This window comes from Mesorhizobium sp. M0659, from assembly GCF_040320605.1.
Taxonomy (GTDB): domain Bacteria; phylum Pseudomonadota; class Alphaproteobacteria; order Rhizobiales; family Rhizobiaceae; genus Mesorhizobium.
Genome location: NZ_JAMYPY010000009.1, coordinates 195,704 through 211,423, shown reverse-complemented (window position 1 = coordinate 211,423; position 15,720 = coordinate 195,704). Strand labels below are relative to the sequence as shown.

The window sequence follows — 15,720 nt, the reverse complement described above, 5'->3', positions numbered from 1 at the left end:
TCATTTCACGGCGGGTCATTTCACCGCGCCGGCCATCAGGCCGCGGATGTAGAAGCGCTGCAGCAAGAGGAAGAGCACCAGGCACGGCACCATCATCACGGTGACGCCCGCCTGCACGGCGCCCCAGTCGATGGCGCCGAAGCGGCCCGACTGCAGCGCGGTCATCATGATCGGCAGCGTGAATTTGGACTGGTCGGTCATCAGCACCAGTGCGGCCAGGAATTCGTTCCAGGCGCCGAGGAAGGCGAACAGCGCGATGGTGACGATGCCCGGCCAGACCAGCGGCAGCATCACCTTCAGCAGCATGGTGACGTTGTTGGCGCCGTCCATGCGCGCGGCTTCCTCGATCTCGCGCGGCACCGCGTCGAAGGCGTTGCGCATCATGAAGATCGAGAACGGCAATTGCAGCGTGGTGTAGACCAGGACCAGCCCGGTCAGCGTGTTGTGCAGGCCGACCTTGGTCAGCACCAGGAAGATCGGCGTCAGGATCGACTGGAAGGGGATCATGATCGTCGACAGGATCACGATGAAGAGCACATCCTTCATGGGAAACCGAAAGCGCGAAAAGCCGTAGCCGGCCAGCACGCTGACGACGACCGACAGGATCACCGTCATCGAGGCGACATAGAGGCTGTTTTGCGCCGGCAGCCAGAGGCCGTCGCCAAAGGTGTCGAGCGTGCGGTAGTTCTCGACCGAAAAGCCTGTCGTCGGCCATGGCGGCAGCGGCGGCTGGCGCGCCTCCTGCGCCGGCTTGAAGGTCGACAGCACGGCCCAGACGATCGGCGCGATGAACAGCACTGAGGCGATCATGCCGGTCGAATGCTCGGCGATCCTGAGCCAGAGGCGGCTGCTGCGGCTTCTTGCCTGCGCCATCAGTCGATGCCCTCCGGCTTGCGCAGCAGCCACAGCTGGACCAGGCTGAGCGCCACCAATATGGCCAGCAGGATCATCGACAAAGCGGCGCCATAGCCGAGCTTGAACGAGACGAAGGACTGGTTGAAGATCCAGTAGACGGCGGTCAGCGTCTGGTTGCGCGGGCCGCCGCGCAGGATGATGTAGAACTGGTCGAAGGCGAGGATCGAGCCGGCGATCGACAGGATCAGCGCCAGCGCCAGCGTGCGGCGCATCAGCGGCAGGGTGATGGCGCGAAAGCGCGCGAACGGCCCTGCCCCGTCGATCATCGCGGCTTCCTGCAGATCGGTCGGGATCGACTGCAGGCCGGTCATCAGGATGATCATGGTGAAGCCCGCTACCTTCCAGACGACCATAGCGATGATCGACCAGAAGGCCGGCTGGAACGTCGCCAGCAGGTTGAACTTTTTCGCCGTCAGGCCGAAATCGTAGGCGGCCGGGCTGAACAGGCCGGAATCGACATTGAGCAGCCACGACCACAGCAGGCTGGCCGAGGCGAAGCCGACGACCGCCGGCATGAAGAAGGACGTCCGGTAAAAGCCGGTCAGCTGCCTGGGCTTTTCGATGAACAGCGCCAGCGGAAAGGCGACGGCGAAGATCACGATGGTGACGATCACGGTGTAGTAGGCGGTGAAGCTCAGCGCGTTCCAGAAGCGATTGTCGCGCAGGATCGCCCGGTAATTGTCGAAGCCGATGTAAAAATGCTCGCCCATCAGCGGCCAGTTGTGCAGCGACATCCACGCCGTCATGCCGAGTGGGATGATGAAGAATACGACGACCAGCGCCACTGCCGGCGCAACATAGAGCAGGCCGATCCACTGCCGGCGGCCGGCGCCGACCAGTTTTCTGGCGCGTGGCGGGGTGGTGGTGATGGCGGTCATACGTGGGCTCCGGGTGCGGTGATCTCCCTCCCCCTCGAGGGGAGGGTCCGGCCGCAGGCCGGGGTGGGGTCCTCCGCGCAGTGCGCCGACGAAAAAGAACGTCGAGCACTGCCGGAACGACCCCACCCGGACCTGTGGTCCGACCTCCCCTCGAGGGGGAGGTAGGGGCGGCGCTTACTTTTGCGGCGCCTGGTCGATGATCGACTGCATGGTCTCTTGTGCATTGGCGATGGCGCCATCGACGTCGTCGCCGAAGACGACCTCGTTGATCATCTGCGTCCACGGACCGTTGGCCGAGTTGATCAAATCGTTGAACACCACGGAATAGGGCGTGCGGCCCTTGGCCATGGCTTCGGCGGCGATCTGGTAGCGCGGATCGAGATCTTTCAGCGCCTCCTTGGCGATGTCGCCGCGCACCGGCAGGCTGCCGTATTTGGCCAGGATGGTCTGGCCTTCGAGCGAATAGGCGAAGTCGAGAAACTCCTTCACCACGGCGAGCTTCTTGGTGCCCTTGGTGACGACGAAATTGTCGCCGCCGGCAAACGAAGACCAGCCGCTGTCCTTGCCCGGCAGGAAGGTGACGCCATAGTCGATATCCGGATACTGCGTGTTGAGCGCGCCGATGGCGAAGGCGCCGGACGGCGAAATGCCGATATTGCCGGTGGCGAAGGCGGCAAAGAAATTGGCGCCGGTGTCGGTCTGCGCGCCGGCCGGCACCAGATCCTTCTTGACCATCGAGCGGTAGAGGTCGATGGCGCCACGCAGCTGCGGGCTGTCCAGCGTCGCCTTGGAGCCGTCCTCGCTCAAAATGTCGCCGCCAGAGGCCCAGATCAGCGGCGTGAAGGTGAAGATGTTGCAGCCGCCGCAATTGCCGGAGAAATAAAAGCCCTTGATGTCGCCGCCGAGCGCGTTGACCTTTTCGGCATCGGCCTCGATCTCGGCCCAGTTGGCCGGCCCCTTGTCGGGATCGAGCCCCGCCTGCTTGAACAGCTTCTTGTTCCAGATCAGCACCGAGGCGTCGGCCGAGAACGGCAGCCCGTAAATGTGGTCCTTGTAGGTGCCGGTCTTGACATGCGCCGGCGACAGGCTGGCGAAATAGGGCAGCGATTTCGCCCAGTCGGTGATGTCTTCGAGCTGGCCGGCGGCGGCAAAGGATGGCGTGTAGATCAGGTCGAGCGACAGTGCGTCGGGCGCCGTGCCGCCGGCGGCGGCGGCGCCATATTTCGGGATGATCTCGGCATTGGGAATGATGTCCAGCTTGACCTGGTTCTCATGGCCCTTGTTGAAGGCATCGACGATGCGCGGCATGAAGTTCGAGCCGTCGGCGCGAACCCAGATGTTGGCGGTGTCGGCAGCCATTGCAGGCAAGGCAATGATGCTCGCCGCGAGCGCGAACCCGGTAATCATGGTCTTCATGGTTTTCCTCCTCATGGTTTTTCTCCTCCTCCCTGTTGCGGCGCTCTTGGATCGCGCCGCGCGTTCTCCTAGCCGTCCGGTGGACGGCCGCATGACTGACGCACCACCAGCCGGCACGGCAGTTTTCGAATGCCCGGCGCGGCGGCTTGGCCGCCGACGAGCGATAGCAGTGTGAGGCCGGCCTCGCGGCCGAGCGCTGCCAGGTTCATGTCGACCGAGGTCAGCGGCGGGCGGGTTGCCTCCGCCACGATCTCCCAATTGTCGAAGCCGATGACGCCGACATCGCCGGGCACGCCAAGGCCGCGCTCGCGCAGCGCATCGATGACGCCGCGCGCGATCTGGTCGTTGCCGCAGAACACCGCATCGGGTTTCTCTCCCTTGTTGTTGAAGAGCGTTGGGCCGTCGAACAGCTTTCCGACGGCTTCATGCCCCCAGGCTTCCGACCACGAGCCGAGCAAGGGCTCGGTGACCGGCAGGCCGTGCGCGGCCAGCACATCGCGAAAAGCCTGTGCCCGCTCATTCACCACGGCAAAACTTTCGGGACCGCTGACATGGGCGATGCGCCGCCGCCCGAGCCGGCAAAGATGCTCGACCGCCAGCCGCGCGCCGCCGGCATCGTCGGAGACGAAGGCGATGGCATCGGGATCGGGCTGGCTGAAGGCGTAGATGACGGGCACGCCGAGATTGGCGAGGTCGACCGGCAGATGGCGGTCGATGCGCTTGCCGCTGGCGATGATGCCATCGATGCGCTTGTCCAGCATCGCCTCGACATGCAGCTGCGCCAGCCGCGGATCGTCCTCGACATTGCACATGAACACCGAAACGCCGGCATCGACCAGCGCATCGGAAATGCCCGACATGACCGGCAGCGAAAAGCGGCCATAGGTGTCGTTGGTCAACAGCCCGACGGTGAAGGAACGCCGCCGCAGCAGGCTCTGCGCCAGGCTGTTGGGGCGAAAACCGAGCCGCTGCGCCGTCTCGCGAATGCGCTGCCGCGTCTCGGCCGTCATCCGCCCCTGCCCGTTCAGCGCCTTCGAGGCGGTGGCCACACTGACACCAGCCATCGCCGCGACTTCACGCAGGGTGACGGGTTGTTTGGCGGCTGGTGGCGTGTCGGAGGGCATGGGTCGGGTGTCGGTCCTCGGTTTGGGAAAAGGTTTTCTCTTACTGGCCTTTGGCGTGTCGATATGGGTAGGTCGCGGATGCTGCGCGGGCTGGGAAAAGGTTTTCTCAAGGCGAGATTAGGATGAGAATTTGAGGATGGCAAGGGGGTGCGGCGGGTGGGCGACGATCAACGCGGTTGTTCGTCACAGCCGCTTTGCGCCAGAGGCTGTCATTGACGACCAGACGTTCTTGGGCTCCTCCATTCGCATCGCTGGTTCATTCTTTGTTCTTTGCCCAACGCGCGTAAGACGCTAAGGTCCGCGGATGAGCGTCATGCCGAAACCACCTGCCAAGAAAACCAGAGCAATAGTGTCGTCAAGCGCAAGCCAGCGCGACAATTTCGCTGAGCCGACCAAGCGCCTGATGGCCCAACGTGTTGGCTGGCTATGCTCCAATCCGGATTGCAGGAAACCTACAGTGGGACCGCAAAAAGGTGGTCCTGGCACCATGAACCTGGGAATCGCTGCGCACATAACGGCCGCGTCAGAGGGATTTGCACGTTACGACGCGCGTCTGACACGGGAAGAACGAAAAGCGCCGGAGAACGGAATTTGGCTATGCAGTGACCATGCCCACCAGATTGACCACGACGAAAAAGCGTTTCCTGTTGAATTGCTCCACAAATGGAAGCAGGAGGCGGAGGACCGGGCTTTTGAACAGCTGCTAACGGGTGGTCGCGCCCGTGTTGAGCCTATGGGCGGAGAACTCGCGGAGGCCCTTCAGTATCTTCGCCGGCATCTTGGTATTCCGCAGGGTGAGGACCTGACCTCCTCGATGGACAGGGCGCGTTCTGCCGCTGAACGTCACATTGAGACCTTTTCTCACCAGGGTCCCGCGCACGCCGTATCGCTTTCTTTGACGGCGGCCTCATCACGAGGAAAATCGTTCACCCACGTCGAAATGGCCGCAGCGCTACGGTCCTGTGGCATTTTGGACCTTGTAGGCGAACCGGGTCAGGGCAAGTCGACCACCTTAATCCAGCTCGGTTTCGAGCTACTGGAAAGCGGTCCCGTTCCGCTCTTGGTCCCGCTTGCCGAAGTCGGCCCGAGTGTGGACGACCTCTTTTCGTGGATGGCTAGTCGCCAGGCCTTTGCAGGCGTGCGATCCGAGGACCTGAAGTTTCTCGCAGCGCACGGCGAGTTGGCATTCCTATTGGATGGCTGGAACGAGGTGACACCGGCTGCCCGGCTGGCTCTCATGAAAACCCTTCGAGCCCTTCGCCGCGAATTCCCGCTTGTGGTCATTTGCATAACCACGCGCCCTCAGGCCGTGGCGGTGCCGTTTGTGGCGCGGACAATTCACATTGAAACCCTGTCCGACGATCAGCAGGAAGAGCTGGCCTCCCGACATGGAAGCGTTGGGCAGGATTTGCTTGACCGCGTCCGAAGAACTTCGGGCGTTCGGGACCTTGCCCGAGTGCCTTTTTATCTTCAGGCTCTCCTACAGGTGGGAGACACCGGTACCCTGACTACCACCAAAGAAGGCACGATTTCGCTGCTGGTGGCACAGCACGAGGGCATTCCCGAACGCGCGGAGCAGCTACGACAAGGCATGCTGGGGCAACACCGGCGCTATCTGGGTGATTTGGCCGTCTCCATGATGCGGGCGCGGACGACGGCGTTGGATGAGACCGAAGCCCGACAGTCACTCCGGGCAACCAATACGAACCTGTTGACTGAGGGGCTGGTTCAGACCGCTCCGGAACCCGTCAACATCCTGGACACACTCGTCGCTACGCACGTGCTTGTTCATGGCGAAGGAGACAAGTACTCATTCCAGCATCAGCAATTTCGAGAGTGGTATGCCGCTGGGCATGTCGTGGCAATGACGCGTGGGCTTCCCAAGGAAGCCGGCCTCGAAAGCACCTTTGCCCAAGAAATTCTGAACGACCGCATGTGGGAAGAGGCAATTCTTTTCGCCTGTGAGCGACTGGCCGTGGATGCACCCGGTATCGCCGTCGTCGGACAGGTGGTGAGGCTCGCGATGTCTGTGGGACCGATGCTTGCGGCTGAAATTGTGTACCGAGCAGGAGATGACGTTTGGAACTTGGTGGCGCCCGACGTGGAAGCTTTTGCACGTGCATGGCACCAACCTGATCAGGTGGATTTGGCTGTCGCATTCATGATGAAGACTGGCCGGGCTGTCTTCGCCGGTCTGGTTTGGCCACTGGTTTCCAACTCAACCGACCAGATTCAAAGCGAGGCCCTGAACTTGGGCGATCGTATCCGGCCGTCTGTCTTCGGGACCCACCTGCGGGACGATTACGAGCATCTGGAGGAGCGGGTGCGGGAAAGGCTGGTTTCCGGCCTTATCTTCGGCGGGGGCATCGAAGGTCTGGAAGCCGCGTTCGACCTCGCAAAGAAGGACCCCAGCGTCACTGTCAAGTCAGAAGCGGTTGAAGCCCTGCTTTTCCGTGGCGCTCCAAGACAGGCGACAGCGGTGCTCGATGGTGCGGATGATGAAGTTTGGCGCCGCGTTGCCGACCGGGATTATTTCGACGGGCTGACTGCCCCCCATGTCCTGAGCCGCTTGATAGGGCTCCAGGAAGACGACTTGAAGGCCAACCCCAGCCCAGCCCGTAATCTCAATCGCATTGCCCACAGGGCACAGCTTTCGGGGGATGTCACGAACCTCGCCGCGATCCTTGGCAACGAAAAGTTGGACCTCCGCGCAGACTATACCGCGGCCGCATTTCATCAGGCGAATAGCGTGTTTCCGGAAGTCGTTGCAGCGGCGATGAAGGAACGGATTTTGGCCGGCCTGTCGTTGCCCTTTCGGGTCCAAGGATATCTTTCGCCGCAACCTGTGAGTGAGGAAGCGGCCTTGTCGAGGATCGTCGCTGACAGTCAAGACATCGACGAGCAGACGAGCGGTGCTCTCTTCCTAGCCGGAGCCGGTATTGTTACCGGAATGATTGGCGACTTTCTGGCGCTGAAGCCGAAGGTCTATGCGAACGGGATGCCCACTGCGGTCGACTACGCACCTCTTGGGCTACTTCGGGACAAAATCTCGAGAACGCGCCCAGAAGCGTTCGTCGAAGCAGTCGTGTCGTTCTCCGCCGCCCAGGAACATCGCGACATTGAAGCCCTCGCCGACCTCATCACCTGCCACGGCAAACACGGAACAAACGAGAAAATGGACGACGTTTCGGCCGAAAGCCGTCGCAAGCTCGTTGAAGCGCTGAATGGGTGGGCCGCTCGCCTTCTGAGTCCAGGCCCGCCATCGCGGCATGATATGGCCGAGGTTGTAGATGCCATGCGGCGAGTCCCGGACCCATCCCAGATGAAGTGGGTCTCAGTCTTCCTGCAGGAAGACCTTCAGCAGCGGGACGCTCTCAAGGAATTGGCCAAGGCTGGTCGCGACCAAGCGGCGCTGAATGAGTGGCGCACCAGCCATACCCTCTCGTATCGGCAGGCGCTCTACGAGATTGGTACCGGCGAGGCGTACGAGATCGCAAAGTCGCTCCTGCGGCATCCGGAGTTTGGCCATGACGCAGCGATTGCACTGCGGCTCATCGCGATGCCTGCCCTCTTGGAGAAGAGAACGAACGTCTGGCCTGATCTGGATCGTGCTCAGGCCGCACTTGAAAGGCGGTCGAGCCAGCCCGACCTGTCGCTTGATGCCGCAGAAAGCATACTGGACGTAGCGGAAGAGCTGGCCGCCGGCGAACCGCCGTATGGTCGTGCTGTAGCGCTGGCCGCGATCGCGGTGGTGATGCCACACATAGCTCGACCAGAACTGACGGCGAAACTTGCCGGGTTCGAGTTCAGGTCACACAACAAGCTCGACCTCTTCAACGGCATGATTGTCGGCGGACTTGTCCCTTCAGCCGATTTGGTCCTTGGGGAATTCCGCAAGGTCTTGGCTGAAAAGGAGAACGGGTGGTGGGATGACCAAACCTCCTACGCGATGTTCAACTGGCTGAAAGTATTTCCGAACACCGATCGTCCGGCCTCCGTTTTTGACGCCTTGTCTCTGATTCCCGAAAAGAATGTTTCGAGATGGCAGATCAGGGATATCCTGCCTCAACTGAGGCTGCTCGACGATGAAACCAGAGCGAGCATGTTGCGTGAGTTTGCCCTGATATCTCCCGATATGCTGTCGGAACACGAGTGGTTCGACCAAGTACGAAAGCTAGGCTTCCGCACGGCAATGGACTTGCTTCTGCAGGGGGCCGAAGGTGATTTAGGTAAGGGCTTCGACCTCAAGGCCGGTCATTTCCTGCTACCAGAGCAGCTCGCATACGCGATGGGTGACGACGATCTGCCCTACGCTTTCGAGAAGCTGGCTGCAGCGCGATCCGAGGGCGCAAAAGCGCTGGTTTTCTCGGTTATTTTGAAGGCCTCTTCGTTAGAAGGTCTGCTCGCCGCCACAGAGTCCCCGGTGGGACGGCAGACCCTACGCCGACAAGGAGAGCCCGGCGTACAAGGCATGATTTATACCAAAGAGCTACACAGCCCTGACGGCACGTCCTACGAGCTCAGACCGCGCAATGCTTCTGAGCTTAGGAAGCGACTGTTTGCGCTGACGATCTCACCCGACCAAGATCAGGCGGCGTTTGCCGTGGAATATCTCAGTCGCATCGACGCGCTTCGGCAGGCCGATGGCGCAGCTGAGGATGAGCCTAGGCATCCTGATATCGAGAGTGGACGGCCGTGGCCCCTACACCGAAATGACCGCCCGTGGTTGCCGTGACTTATGTCAACTTTCGGGCGAACGCAAAGGGATGTGGAATGGCCGAAATAGGGCGCAAAGCGGTCATGTGCGCCCTCACCTGTGCGAGTCTGCTTTAGGTCAGAAGCGGCCGTTTTAGCTCAGTTGGCCACCCGCTTCCTTCATGAGAGCGAGCACGCGGTATTCGTCGCCAGACACCGTATCACCCCGACTGGCGCCACCTTGCCGCCAGCCTCCAGCCAGGGCGCCAATGGAAGGCGCTCATCAGCAAGTGCATCGGCACCATGCCGTCGAGTTGTGAAGCAGCCTGCCCGCCCATGCTCAGCATGGCTGCATCGCGCCATGAGCGCGAAGGCTTCCCAGGCACATTCCAGAAACAAAATTCAACAGTTCGGAAAAACCGGCGAAAAGATCGGGTGGCATAGGCTTCCCAGTCGGGATTCCAGGTTCTTCCTTTTGGAAGCCCTCCACCAACAAAATCGCGGCGACGGCGCAGCGCCTGCTCCAGCGGCGGCATGAACAGCCGGGCAATGCCCAGGTAGAACCTGCCAATTACCAAGCTCAGCTTCATGATCCAAACAGTCTCGGGTCAGATGCGATGGCGGAGCGCGTCGATGATCACCGCCATCGCAGGGGAGAGCTGTCGCCTGCTCGGATAGTAGAGGTGATAGCCCGCAAATGGCGGGCTCCAGTCGTCGAGCACGAGCCTGAGGCGTCCGTCGGCGATGTGGTGGCTGACGAGGTTTTCCGGGACATAGGCGATCCCGAAACCGCTTGTCGCAGCCTCGATCATGGGAATGGACGAGTTGAAGGTGAGCTGGCCTTCCACCCGCACACGAAGGTCGCGGCCATCCCTGGCGAATTCCCAGGCATACAATCCGCCGAACGTCGCCTGCCGCATATTGATGCAGTCGTGATCGACCAGGTCCTGGGGCGCGGTCGGAACCGGATGGCGGGAAAAGTAGTCCGGCGAAGCCACGGCCACGAGCCTCCAATCCGGCCCGATGCGCACTGCGATCATATCCCTGTCGATGCTCTCGCCAAGCCGCACGCCTGCGTCGAAGCGCTCCTCCACAATGTTCTTCATGCCGTTGTCGCTGTAGAGCTCGACGCGCACGTCGGGATTGTCGTTGAGCAAGGGCTCGAGCTTCGGCCAGACGGTCGTCTGGAGCGCATGGTCGGACAGGGTGATGCGGACCGTTCCGGAGGGCTTGTCGCGAAACGCCACCAGGCTTGCAAGGTCGGATTCGATTTCCTCGAAGCGGGGAACGAGAGATTGGAATAGTCGCTCGCCGGCCTCGGTCGGAGAGACGCTCCGCGTCGTACGCGTCAGCAGGCGGACGCCAAGGCGAGCTTCAAGCTCCTTGATTGTCGAACTCAGGGTCGACTGCGAGGTTCCGAGCTTTGCCGCCGCCCTGGTGAAACTGCGCTCCCTGGCGACCGCCACGAACCAGAGCAGATCCTTCATGCCGTCGCGCTGCATAGGGCACCTCCCGCCGGACATTCATATCATGAGCAGATAAGTCCATGCGGATTACTTAGTCTACTTAAATGGGTTCCCCTGCAATATCTTCTGGCAGCGACGGCGGCTGATCCGTCCGGCCGCTTTGCCAGGATGCCAATCATGGAAACCACATACGACACAAGGCTTGTTGAAAACCGCGCCGCATGGGGCGCGGTGTTGTCGATGGCGCTGTGTGTTTTCGTGCTCATCGCGTCGGAATTCATGCCGATCAGCCTGCTGTCGCCGCTAGCGGCCGATCTCGGCATCACCGAGGGCCGCGCGGGACAGGCGATCTCGATTTCGGGCGCTTTCGCCGTGGTGACCAGCCTGCTGGTCGCCGGCCTCACGCGCCACATCGACCGCCGACTGGTCGTGACCGGCTTCACCCTCCTCCTCATCGTGTCCGGTCTGGCTGTCACCTTCGCGCCGAACTACGCGTTGCTCATGGTCGGCCGGGCGCTGCTCGGCATCGCGATCGGCGGGTTCTGGTCGATGTCGACCGCGATCGTCATGCGCCTCGTGCCGCAAGACATGGTTCCGAAGGGTCTCGCCATGCTGAACGCCGGCAATGCCATTGCGGCCACCATCGCGGCGCCGCTGGGCAGTTTTCTTGGCGCCTATGTCGGCTGGCGCGGCGCTTTCTTCCTCGTCGTGCCGTTTGGCCTCCTGGCGCTGGCCTGGCAGTGGACAAGCCTGCCGGCGCTGCCGCCGCGCCGCAGGAATCGTGCCGGCAATCCGCTGGCGCTGCTCGGCCGTCTTCCTGTCGCTACCGGCATGGCGTCGATCATGATGCTGTTCATGGGCCAGTTCGCGCTCTTCACCTATCTGCGGCCCTTCCTCGAGAACGTCACGCGGCTCGACATCGCCGCCCTCTCGGCGGTCCTGCTGGCGATGGGGCTGGCCGGGGTGCTCGGCACATGGTGCGTCGGCCGGCTTTTGCGCACGCGTCTGTTCAGCATTCTCACCGTCATCCCGCTGGTCATGGCTGCGCTGGCCGCTGCGCTCATCGCCCTCGGTGCACTCCCGGGTCCCACAGCGCTGCTGCTCGTTGCCTGGGGCTTCTTCGGCATGGCCGCGCCGGTTGGTTGGGGCACGTGGCTCAGCCGAACGTTGCCGAACGACGCAGAGGCCGGCGGCGGGTTGCAGGTAGCCGTCATCCAGCTCGCCATCACCGGCGGCGCTGCGATCGGCGGCACGCTGTTCGATACGGTCGGCTGGTGGGGACCGTTCACTCTGGGCGCGGTGCTGCTCTGCGGATCGGCGCTCGCCGCCCTTGCCGCAGCGCATATGGCCCGGAGGTCTTTGCCGTGACGATCGAACATGCGCCGCTCAGCCGCCGGACATTGCTCGGCGTCGCGCTCGCGGTGGCGGCCCTGCCTCGCACAGCCGCCGGCCAGGAAAGCCAATCTCCCGTCAGCCAGGAGCCCACCGACATGAAGATCAGGATGGTTTTCAACGGCCGCACCATGACCGCCACGCTCTACGACAATCCCTCGGCGCGCGACTTCTTCTCCATGCTGCCGCTCGACCTCGAGATCGAGGACTACGCCCACAACGAGAAGATCGCCTATCTGCCACGCAAGCTGACGCAGGAGGGAAGCGGTCCGTTCGCCGACGAGCAGCCCTATGACCTGTGCTATTTCATGCCCTGGGGCAACCTGGCCATGTTCTACGCCGACTACCGCCATCCCGGGCTGATCAGGCTTGGCCGCTTCGACGAGGGCGAGCAGGCCCTGCACGTTCGCGGCAAATTCCCGCTTCGCATCGAACGCATTTGAGATCGCAAAGGAGATCACCATGGACATTCTTCGCGCCGGCACCAGGCCTTCCGGCAAGGGACCACCTGACTGGTTCACCGGAACGGTGCGGATCGATCCGCTCTTCAATCCCTTCGACGCCGAGCGGGTTCAAGGCGCACAGGTGACCTTCGAGCCCGGCGCCCGCACCGCCTGGCACACGCATCCGCTCGGCCAGACGCTGATCGTCGTCTCCGGCCTCGGCCGAGTTCAGCGCCAGGGTGGCCCGGTCGAGGAAATCCGTCCGGGCGACGTCGTCTGGTTCGCGCCCGGCGAAAAGCACTGGCACGGCGCGTCGCCTCGGACCGCCATGACCCACATTGCCCTCCAGGAGGTCAAGGACGGCAAGGTCGTGGACTGGCTGGAACATGTCAGCGACGCCGACTACGGCGCCTGATCTCTCCTCGAAAGGAACCAAAATGCTTGCAACCGTTCTTCACAAACCGGGCGACATACGCTGCGAGGAAATCGCCGATCCGAAAATCATGCGGCCGACGGACGCCATCATCAAACTGTCGGCAAGCTGCATCTGCGGCTCGGACCTGTGGCCCTATCGCGGGCTGCAGCCGGTCGCCGGGCCGATGCATATGGGCCACGAATATTGCGGCATCGTCGTCGAGGTCGGCGCAGAGGTGCGCACGGTCCGCCCCGGCCAGTTCGTCGTCGGGTCGTTCTGCCTCTCCGACAATACCTGCCCGCATTGCCGCTTCGGCTTCCAGTCGTCTTGCGTGCAGCGCGAGTTCATGTCGGGCGCGCAGGCGCCTTACGCCCGCGTGCCCCTGGCCGATGGCACACTGGTCGCCACCGCCGAGGTGCCGCCGGTCGACCTCATCCCTGACCTGCTGGCTGTGTCCGATGTGCTCGGCACCGGCTGGTACGCGGCCGACGCAGCCGAGGTCCGCGAAGGATCGACGGTGGTGGTGGTCGGCGACGGTGCGGTAGGCCTGATGGGCGTGCTTGCGGCCAAGGAGATGGGCGCCGAGCGCATCATCGCCATGAGCCGGCACGCCAGCCGCCAAAAACTCGCCCGCGAGTTCGGCGCGACCGACATCGTCGCTGAGCGCGGCGAGGAAGGCGTGGCCCGCATCAAGGAACTCACCAAGGGCGTCGGCGCGGACTCCGTGCTGGAATGCGTCGGCACGGGAGAATCCTTCGACCAGGCGCTGGCCTGCTCCCGCCCCGGCGGCACCATCGGCTATGTCGGCGTGCCGCACGGCGTGAACTTCGACGGCCAAAAACTATTCTTCGGCCAGAAACGCATGCTGGGCGGCCCGGCGCCGGTGCGCCGTTTCCTGCCCGACCTGATGGACCGTGTGCTGCAAGGTCGGATCAAGCCCGGCAAGGTCTTCGACCTCAAGCTGCCGTTGGCCGAGGTCGCTGAAGGCTATCGCGCCATGGACGAGCGTCGCGCCATCAAGGTCATGCTTTCGGTGTGAGCAGCAATCGGGCGGACGGCCTGTGCGCACCAAAACTCAGAAAAGGAACAACATATGACGATGAGATTGAAGATTGCCGCCCTTGCGCTTGCGCTTTCGGTCGCCACGCCGGCTTTCTCGCAAGAGTCCGCGATCATCGGCGCATGGCGCATGATTTCGCTCGAGGCCGGCGCCGAGGGAAACCTCAAGCCCGTGCCATATTCCGGCCAGGTCATCTTCACCGAGGCCGGCACCCTCTCGGTGCAGGCGCAGAACCCCGACCCCAAGGCGCCGGACACGCCTTACACGGCGAATGGCTACGAAGCCTATTACGGGCCGGTCGCCATCAACGACAAGGACAAGACCTTCGTCATCACGATCGAGTCCTCCCTGGTCCGCAACCTTGTCGGCAAGAGCATGAAACGCAAATTCGAGGTCTCGGACAACAAACTGGTCCTCACGCCTGACAACCCGGCCGAAGGCTGGCGCGTGACCTACGAACGCTACTGATCCGAACAGTTGGATTACCGATTGACCAAAATGGCGCGGATATCAGACCGAAATGGCGTCATGGCGGAACTGACGCCGATCATGGCGGCTGTCTTCGCCGGCTTCCTGCTGATCGGCCTGGCGCTACCCGTCCTGCCGCTGCATCTTCACCAGCAGCTTGGCTTCGGCCCCTTCGCAGTGGGACTGGTGACGGGCAGCCAGTTCGTCGCCTCGATGCTGTCGCGCATCGGGGCTGGCAACTATGCCGATGGGCGCGGCGGCAAGCGCGCCGTCGTCGTCGGCCTCATTGCCGCTACCCTTGCCGGGCTATTTTACCTCGGCTCGCTGGCATTGCTCGACCGGCCGGTAGCGTCCGCATCGGCGCTGTTCGCCGGACGGGCGGTGCTGGGCGCGTCCGAGAGCTTCATCATCACCGGCGGCGTCGCCTGGGGCCTCTCCGTTGCGGGCGGACAGAACTCCGGAAAAGTCATAGCCTGGGTGGGCACGGCGATGTTTGCGGCGCTCGCGCTGGGGGCGCCGGTCGGATCTGCGCTTTATGCGGCGAGCGGTTTCACCGCGATCGCGCTCGCGACGATCATCCTGCCGCTGGCGACGCTGCTTGCCATCCTGCCGATGCGCGGCACCAGCGCCGCCTCGGGCAGCGTGCCGCAGTCATGGAGGAGCGTGGCGAAAGCGGTCTGGCTTCCTGGCGTCGGAGCTGCTTTCAGCAGCCTCGGCTATGGTGCTATTCTGGGCTTCGGCGCCCTGCTCTTCGCCGAGCGGGGCTGGCAGCCGGTATGGCTTCCTTTCACGGCCTATGCTGCGTCTCTGATTGTGGCAAGGCTGTGCTTCGGCCACCTGCCCGACAGGCTTGGAGGCGCACGCGTCGCCGTGATCTTCGTCGCGGTCGAGGCGGCAGGGCTGATGCTGATCTGGCTTGCGACCGGGCCTGTTGTCGCCGCAATCGGAGCGGGTCTGACTGGCCTCGGCTACTCGCTGGTCTATCCCGGCCTCGGCGCCGAGGCCGTAGGCCGTCTTCCGTCGCGCAGCCGCGGCCTGGCCATGGGACTCTACACCGTCTTCCTCGACGTGGCGCTCGGCTTCGGCAGTCCGGCGCTCGGCCTGGTCGCTGCGTCGACCGGGCTGCAATTCGTCTTCTTCGCCGTCGCGGCGGCGACGCTTCCCGCGTTGGGCATAGCTCTGCTGCTGGGTCGCCGCCGTAGCGCTCCATTATAGACAGCTCGCCGGCGCCGTCCGCATGAGGTTCGCTCATAGTCTCTTTCCGGGTCGCCACTGAGGCTGAACCCCTGCCCCGCAAGGGTCGACGAGGCCCGGCAAATTCCCGCCCAGACACACTCCAGAAACAAAATTCAACAGTTCGGAAAAACCGGCGAAAAGATCGGGTGGCATAAGCTCCCCGGTCGAGATTCCGGGCTCTTCCTTTTTGGAAGCCCTCCACCAACAAAATC

13 protein-coding genes are annotated in these 15,720 nt (G+C 62.9%); 7 read left to right on the top strand and 6 right to left on the bottom strand.

The window, feature by feature from the left end; all coding sequences use genetic code 11:
- Window positions 1–15 precede the first annotated feature (15 nt).
- The 4 genes from NKI31_RS17115 to NKI31_RS17100 all read right to left on the bottom strand — a co-directional run bounded on the left by NKI31_RS17115 (window position 16) and on the right by NKI31_RS17100 (window position 4,333).
- Window positions 16–873 carry a carbohydrate ABC transporter permease gene (locus tag NKI31_RS17115; RefSeq protein ID WP_023682951.1) on the bottom strand — a complete coding sequence of 286 codons (858 nt, stop codon included), beginning with the start codon at window positions 871–873 and terminating at the stop codon, window positions 16–18.
- Complete coding sequence (locus tag NKI31_RS17110) at window positions 873–1,793, bottom strand: carbohydrate ABC transporter permease (protein ID WP_023730481.1); 921 nt, start codon at window positions 1,791–1,793, stop codon at window positions 873–875. The genes NKI31_RS17115 and NKI31_RS17110 overlap by 1 nt, the downstream gene beginning before the upstream one ends.
- A 174-nt stretch (window positions 1,794–1,967) precedes the next feature.
- A complete protein-coding gene (locus tag NKI31_RS17105) occupies window positions 1,968–3,209 on the bottom strand; it encodes an ABC transporter substrate-binding protein (protein WP_352537609.1) in 1,242 nt (413 codons plus the stop codon).
- 68 nt (window positions 3,210–3,277) lie between these two features.
- Window positions 3,278–4,333, bottom strand: a complete 1,056-nt coding sequence (locus tag NKI31_RS17100; protein WP_023753743.1) for a LacI family DNA-binding transcriptional regulator — start codon at window positions 4,331–4,333, stop codon at window positions 3,278–3,280.
- Between the two features lie 487 nt (window positions 4,334–4,820).
- Here NKI31_RS17100 and NKI31_RS17095 point away from each other — a divergent pair, with 487 nt between their 5' ends.
- Window positions 4,821–9,068, top strand: a complete 4,248-nt coding sequence (locus NKI31_RS17095) for an NACHT domain-containing protein (RefSeq protein WP_023715222.1) — start codon at window positions 4,821–4,823, stop codon at window positions 9,066–9,068.
- Window positions 9,069–9,249: 181 nt separating this feature from the next.
- Here the strand turns inward: NKI31_RS17095 and NKI31_RS17090 are convergent, their stop codons facing one another.
- Together NKI31_RS17090 and NKI31_RS17085 are read right to left on the bottom strand one after the other, a co-directional pair.
- A complete protein-coding gene (locus NKI31_RS17090) occupies window positions 9,250–9,618 on the bottom strand; it encodes a hypothetical protein (protein ID WP_023753746.1) in 369 nt (122 codons plus the stop codon).
- Between the two features lie 18 nt (window positions 9,619–9,636).
- On the bottom strand, window positions 9,637–10,530 hold the full coding sequence (locus NKI31_RS17085) for a LysR family transcriptional regulator (protein ID WP_023745477.1): 894 nt from the start codon (window positions 10,528–10,530) through the stop codon (window positions 9,637–9,639).
- 141 nt (window positions 10,531–10,671) lie between these two features.
- Here NKI31_RS17085 and NKI31_RS17080 point away from each other — a divergent pair, with 141 nt between their 5' ends.
- Genes NKI31_RS17080 through NKI31_RS17055 form a run of 6 tightly spaced genes read left to right on the top strand, consistent with a single transcriptional unit; the run spans window position 10,672 to window position 15,487 of the window.
- Window positions 10,672–11,862 carry an MFS transporter gene (locus NKI31_RS17080; protein WP_031244612.1) on the top strand — a complete coding sequence of 397 codons (1,191 nt, stop codon included), beginning with the start codon at window positions 10,672–10,674 and terminating at the stop codon, window positions 11,860–11,862.
- Complete coding sequence (locus NKI31_RS17075; protein ID WP_023753749.1) at window positions 11,859–12,329, top strand: cyclophilin-like fold protein; 471 nt, start codon at window positions 11,859–11,861, stop codon at window positions 12,327–12,329. The genes NKI31_RS17080 and NKI31_RS17075 overlap by 4 nt, the downstream gene beginning before the upstream one ends.
- Before the next feature lie 19 nt (window positions 12,330–12,348).
- Entirely contained in the window at window positions 12,349–12,744 is a 396-nt protein-coding gene (locus NKI31_RS17070) for a (R)-mandelonitrile lyase (protein WP_023753750.1), read from the top strand.
- Window positions 12,745–12,766: 22 nt separating this feature from the next.
- On the top strand, window positions 12,767–13,783 hold the full coding sequence (locus NKI31_RS17065; RefSeq protein WP_352652143.1) for a zinc-dependent alcohol dehydrogenase family protein: 1,017 nt from the start codon (window positions 12,767–12,769) through the stop codon (window positions 13,781–13,783).
- A 54-nt stretch (window positions 13,784–13,837) separates the two neighbouring features.
- Complete coding sequence (locus NKI31_RS17060) at window positions 13,838–14,272, top strand: lipocalin-like domain-containing protein (RefSeq protein ID WP_023753752.1); 435 nt, start codon at window positions 13,838–13,840, stop codon at window positions 14,270–14,272.
- Between the two features lie 30 nt (window positions 14,273–14,302).
- Entirely contained in the window at window positions 14,303–15,487 is a 1,185-nt protein-coding gene (locus tag NKI31_RS17055) for an arabinose transporter (protein WP_352652171.1), read from the top strand.
- Window positions 15,488–15,720: the final 233 nt, after the last annotated feature.

What these genes read in the sequence shown, in the direction of transcription:
- NKI31_RS17115 (WP_023682951.1), bottom strand. Translation starts at nt 873, where the DNA reads ATGGCGCAGGCAAGAAGCCGCAGCAGCCGCCTCTGGCTCAGGATCGCC.
- NKI31_RS17055 (WP_352652171.1), top strand. Translation starts at nt 14,303, where the DNA reads ATGGCGCGGATATCAGACCGAAATGGCGTCATGGCGGAACTGACGCCG.
- NKI31_RS17110 (WP_023730481.1), bottom strand. Translation starts at nt 1,793, where the DNA reads ATGACCGCCATCACCACCACCCCGCCACGCGCCAGAAAACTGGTCGGC.
- NKI31_RS17100 (WP_023753743.1), bottom strand. Translation starts at nt 4,333, where the DNA reads ATGCCCTCCGACACGCCACCAGCCGCCAAACAACCCGTCACCCTGCGT.
- NKI31_RS17105 (WP_352537609.1), bottom strand. Translation starts at nt 3,209, where the DNA reads ATGAAGACCATGATTACCGGGTTCGCGCTCGCGGCGAGCATCATTGCC.
- NKI31_RS17095 (WP_023715222.1), top strand. Translation starts at nt 4,821, where the DNA reads ATGAACCTGGGAATCGCTGCGCACATAACGGCCGCGTCAGAGGGATTT.
- NKI31_RS17070 (WP_023753750.1), top strand. Translation starts at nt 12,349, where the DNA reads ATGGACATTCTTCGCGCCGGCACCAGGCCTTCCGGCAAGGGACCACCT.
- NKI31_RS17090 (WP_023753746.1), bottom strand. Translation starts at nt 9,618, where the DNA reads ATGAAGCTGAGCTTGGTAATTGGCAGGTTCTACCTGGGCATTGCCCGG.
- NKI31_RS17065 (WP_352652143.1), top strand. Translation starts at nt 12,767, where the DNA reads ATGCTTGCAACCGTTCTTCACAAACCGGGCGACATACGCTGCGAGGAA.
- NKI31_RS17085 (WP_023745477.1), bottom strand. Translation starts at nt 10,530, where the DNA reads ATGCAGCGCGACGGCATGAAGGATCTGCTCTGGTTCGTGGCGGTCGCC.
- NKI31_RS17060 (WP_023753752.1), top strand. Translation starts at nt 13,838, where the DNA reads ATGACGATGAGATTGAAGATTGCCGCCCTTGCGCTTGCGCTTTCGGTC.
- NKI31_RS17080 (WP_031244612.1), top strand. Translation starts at nt 10,672, where the DNA reads ATGGAAACCACATACGACACAAGGCTTGTTGAAAACCGCGCCGCATGG.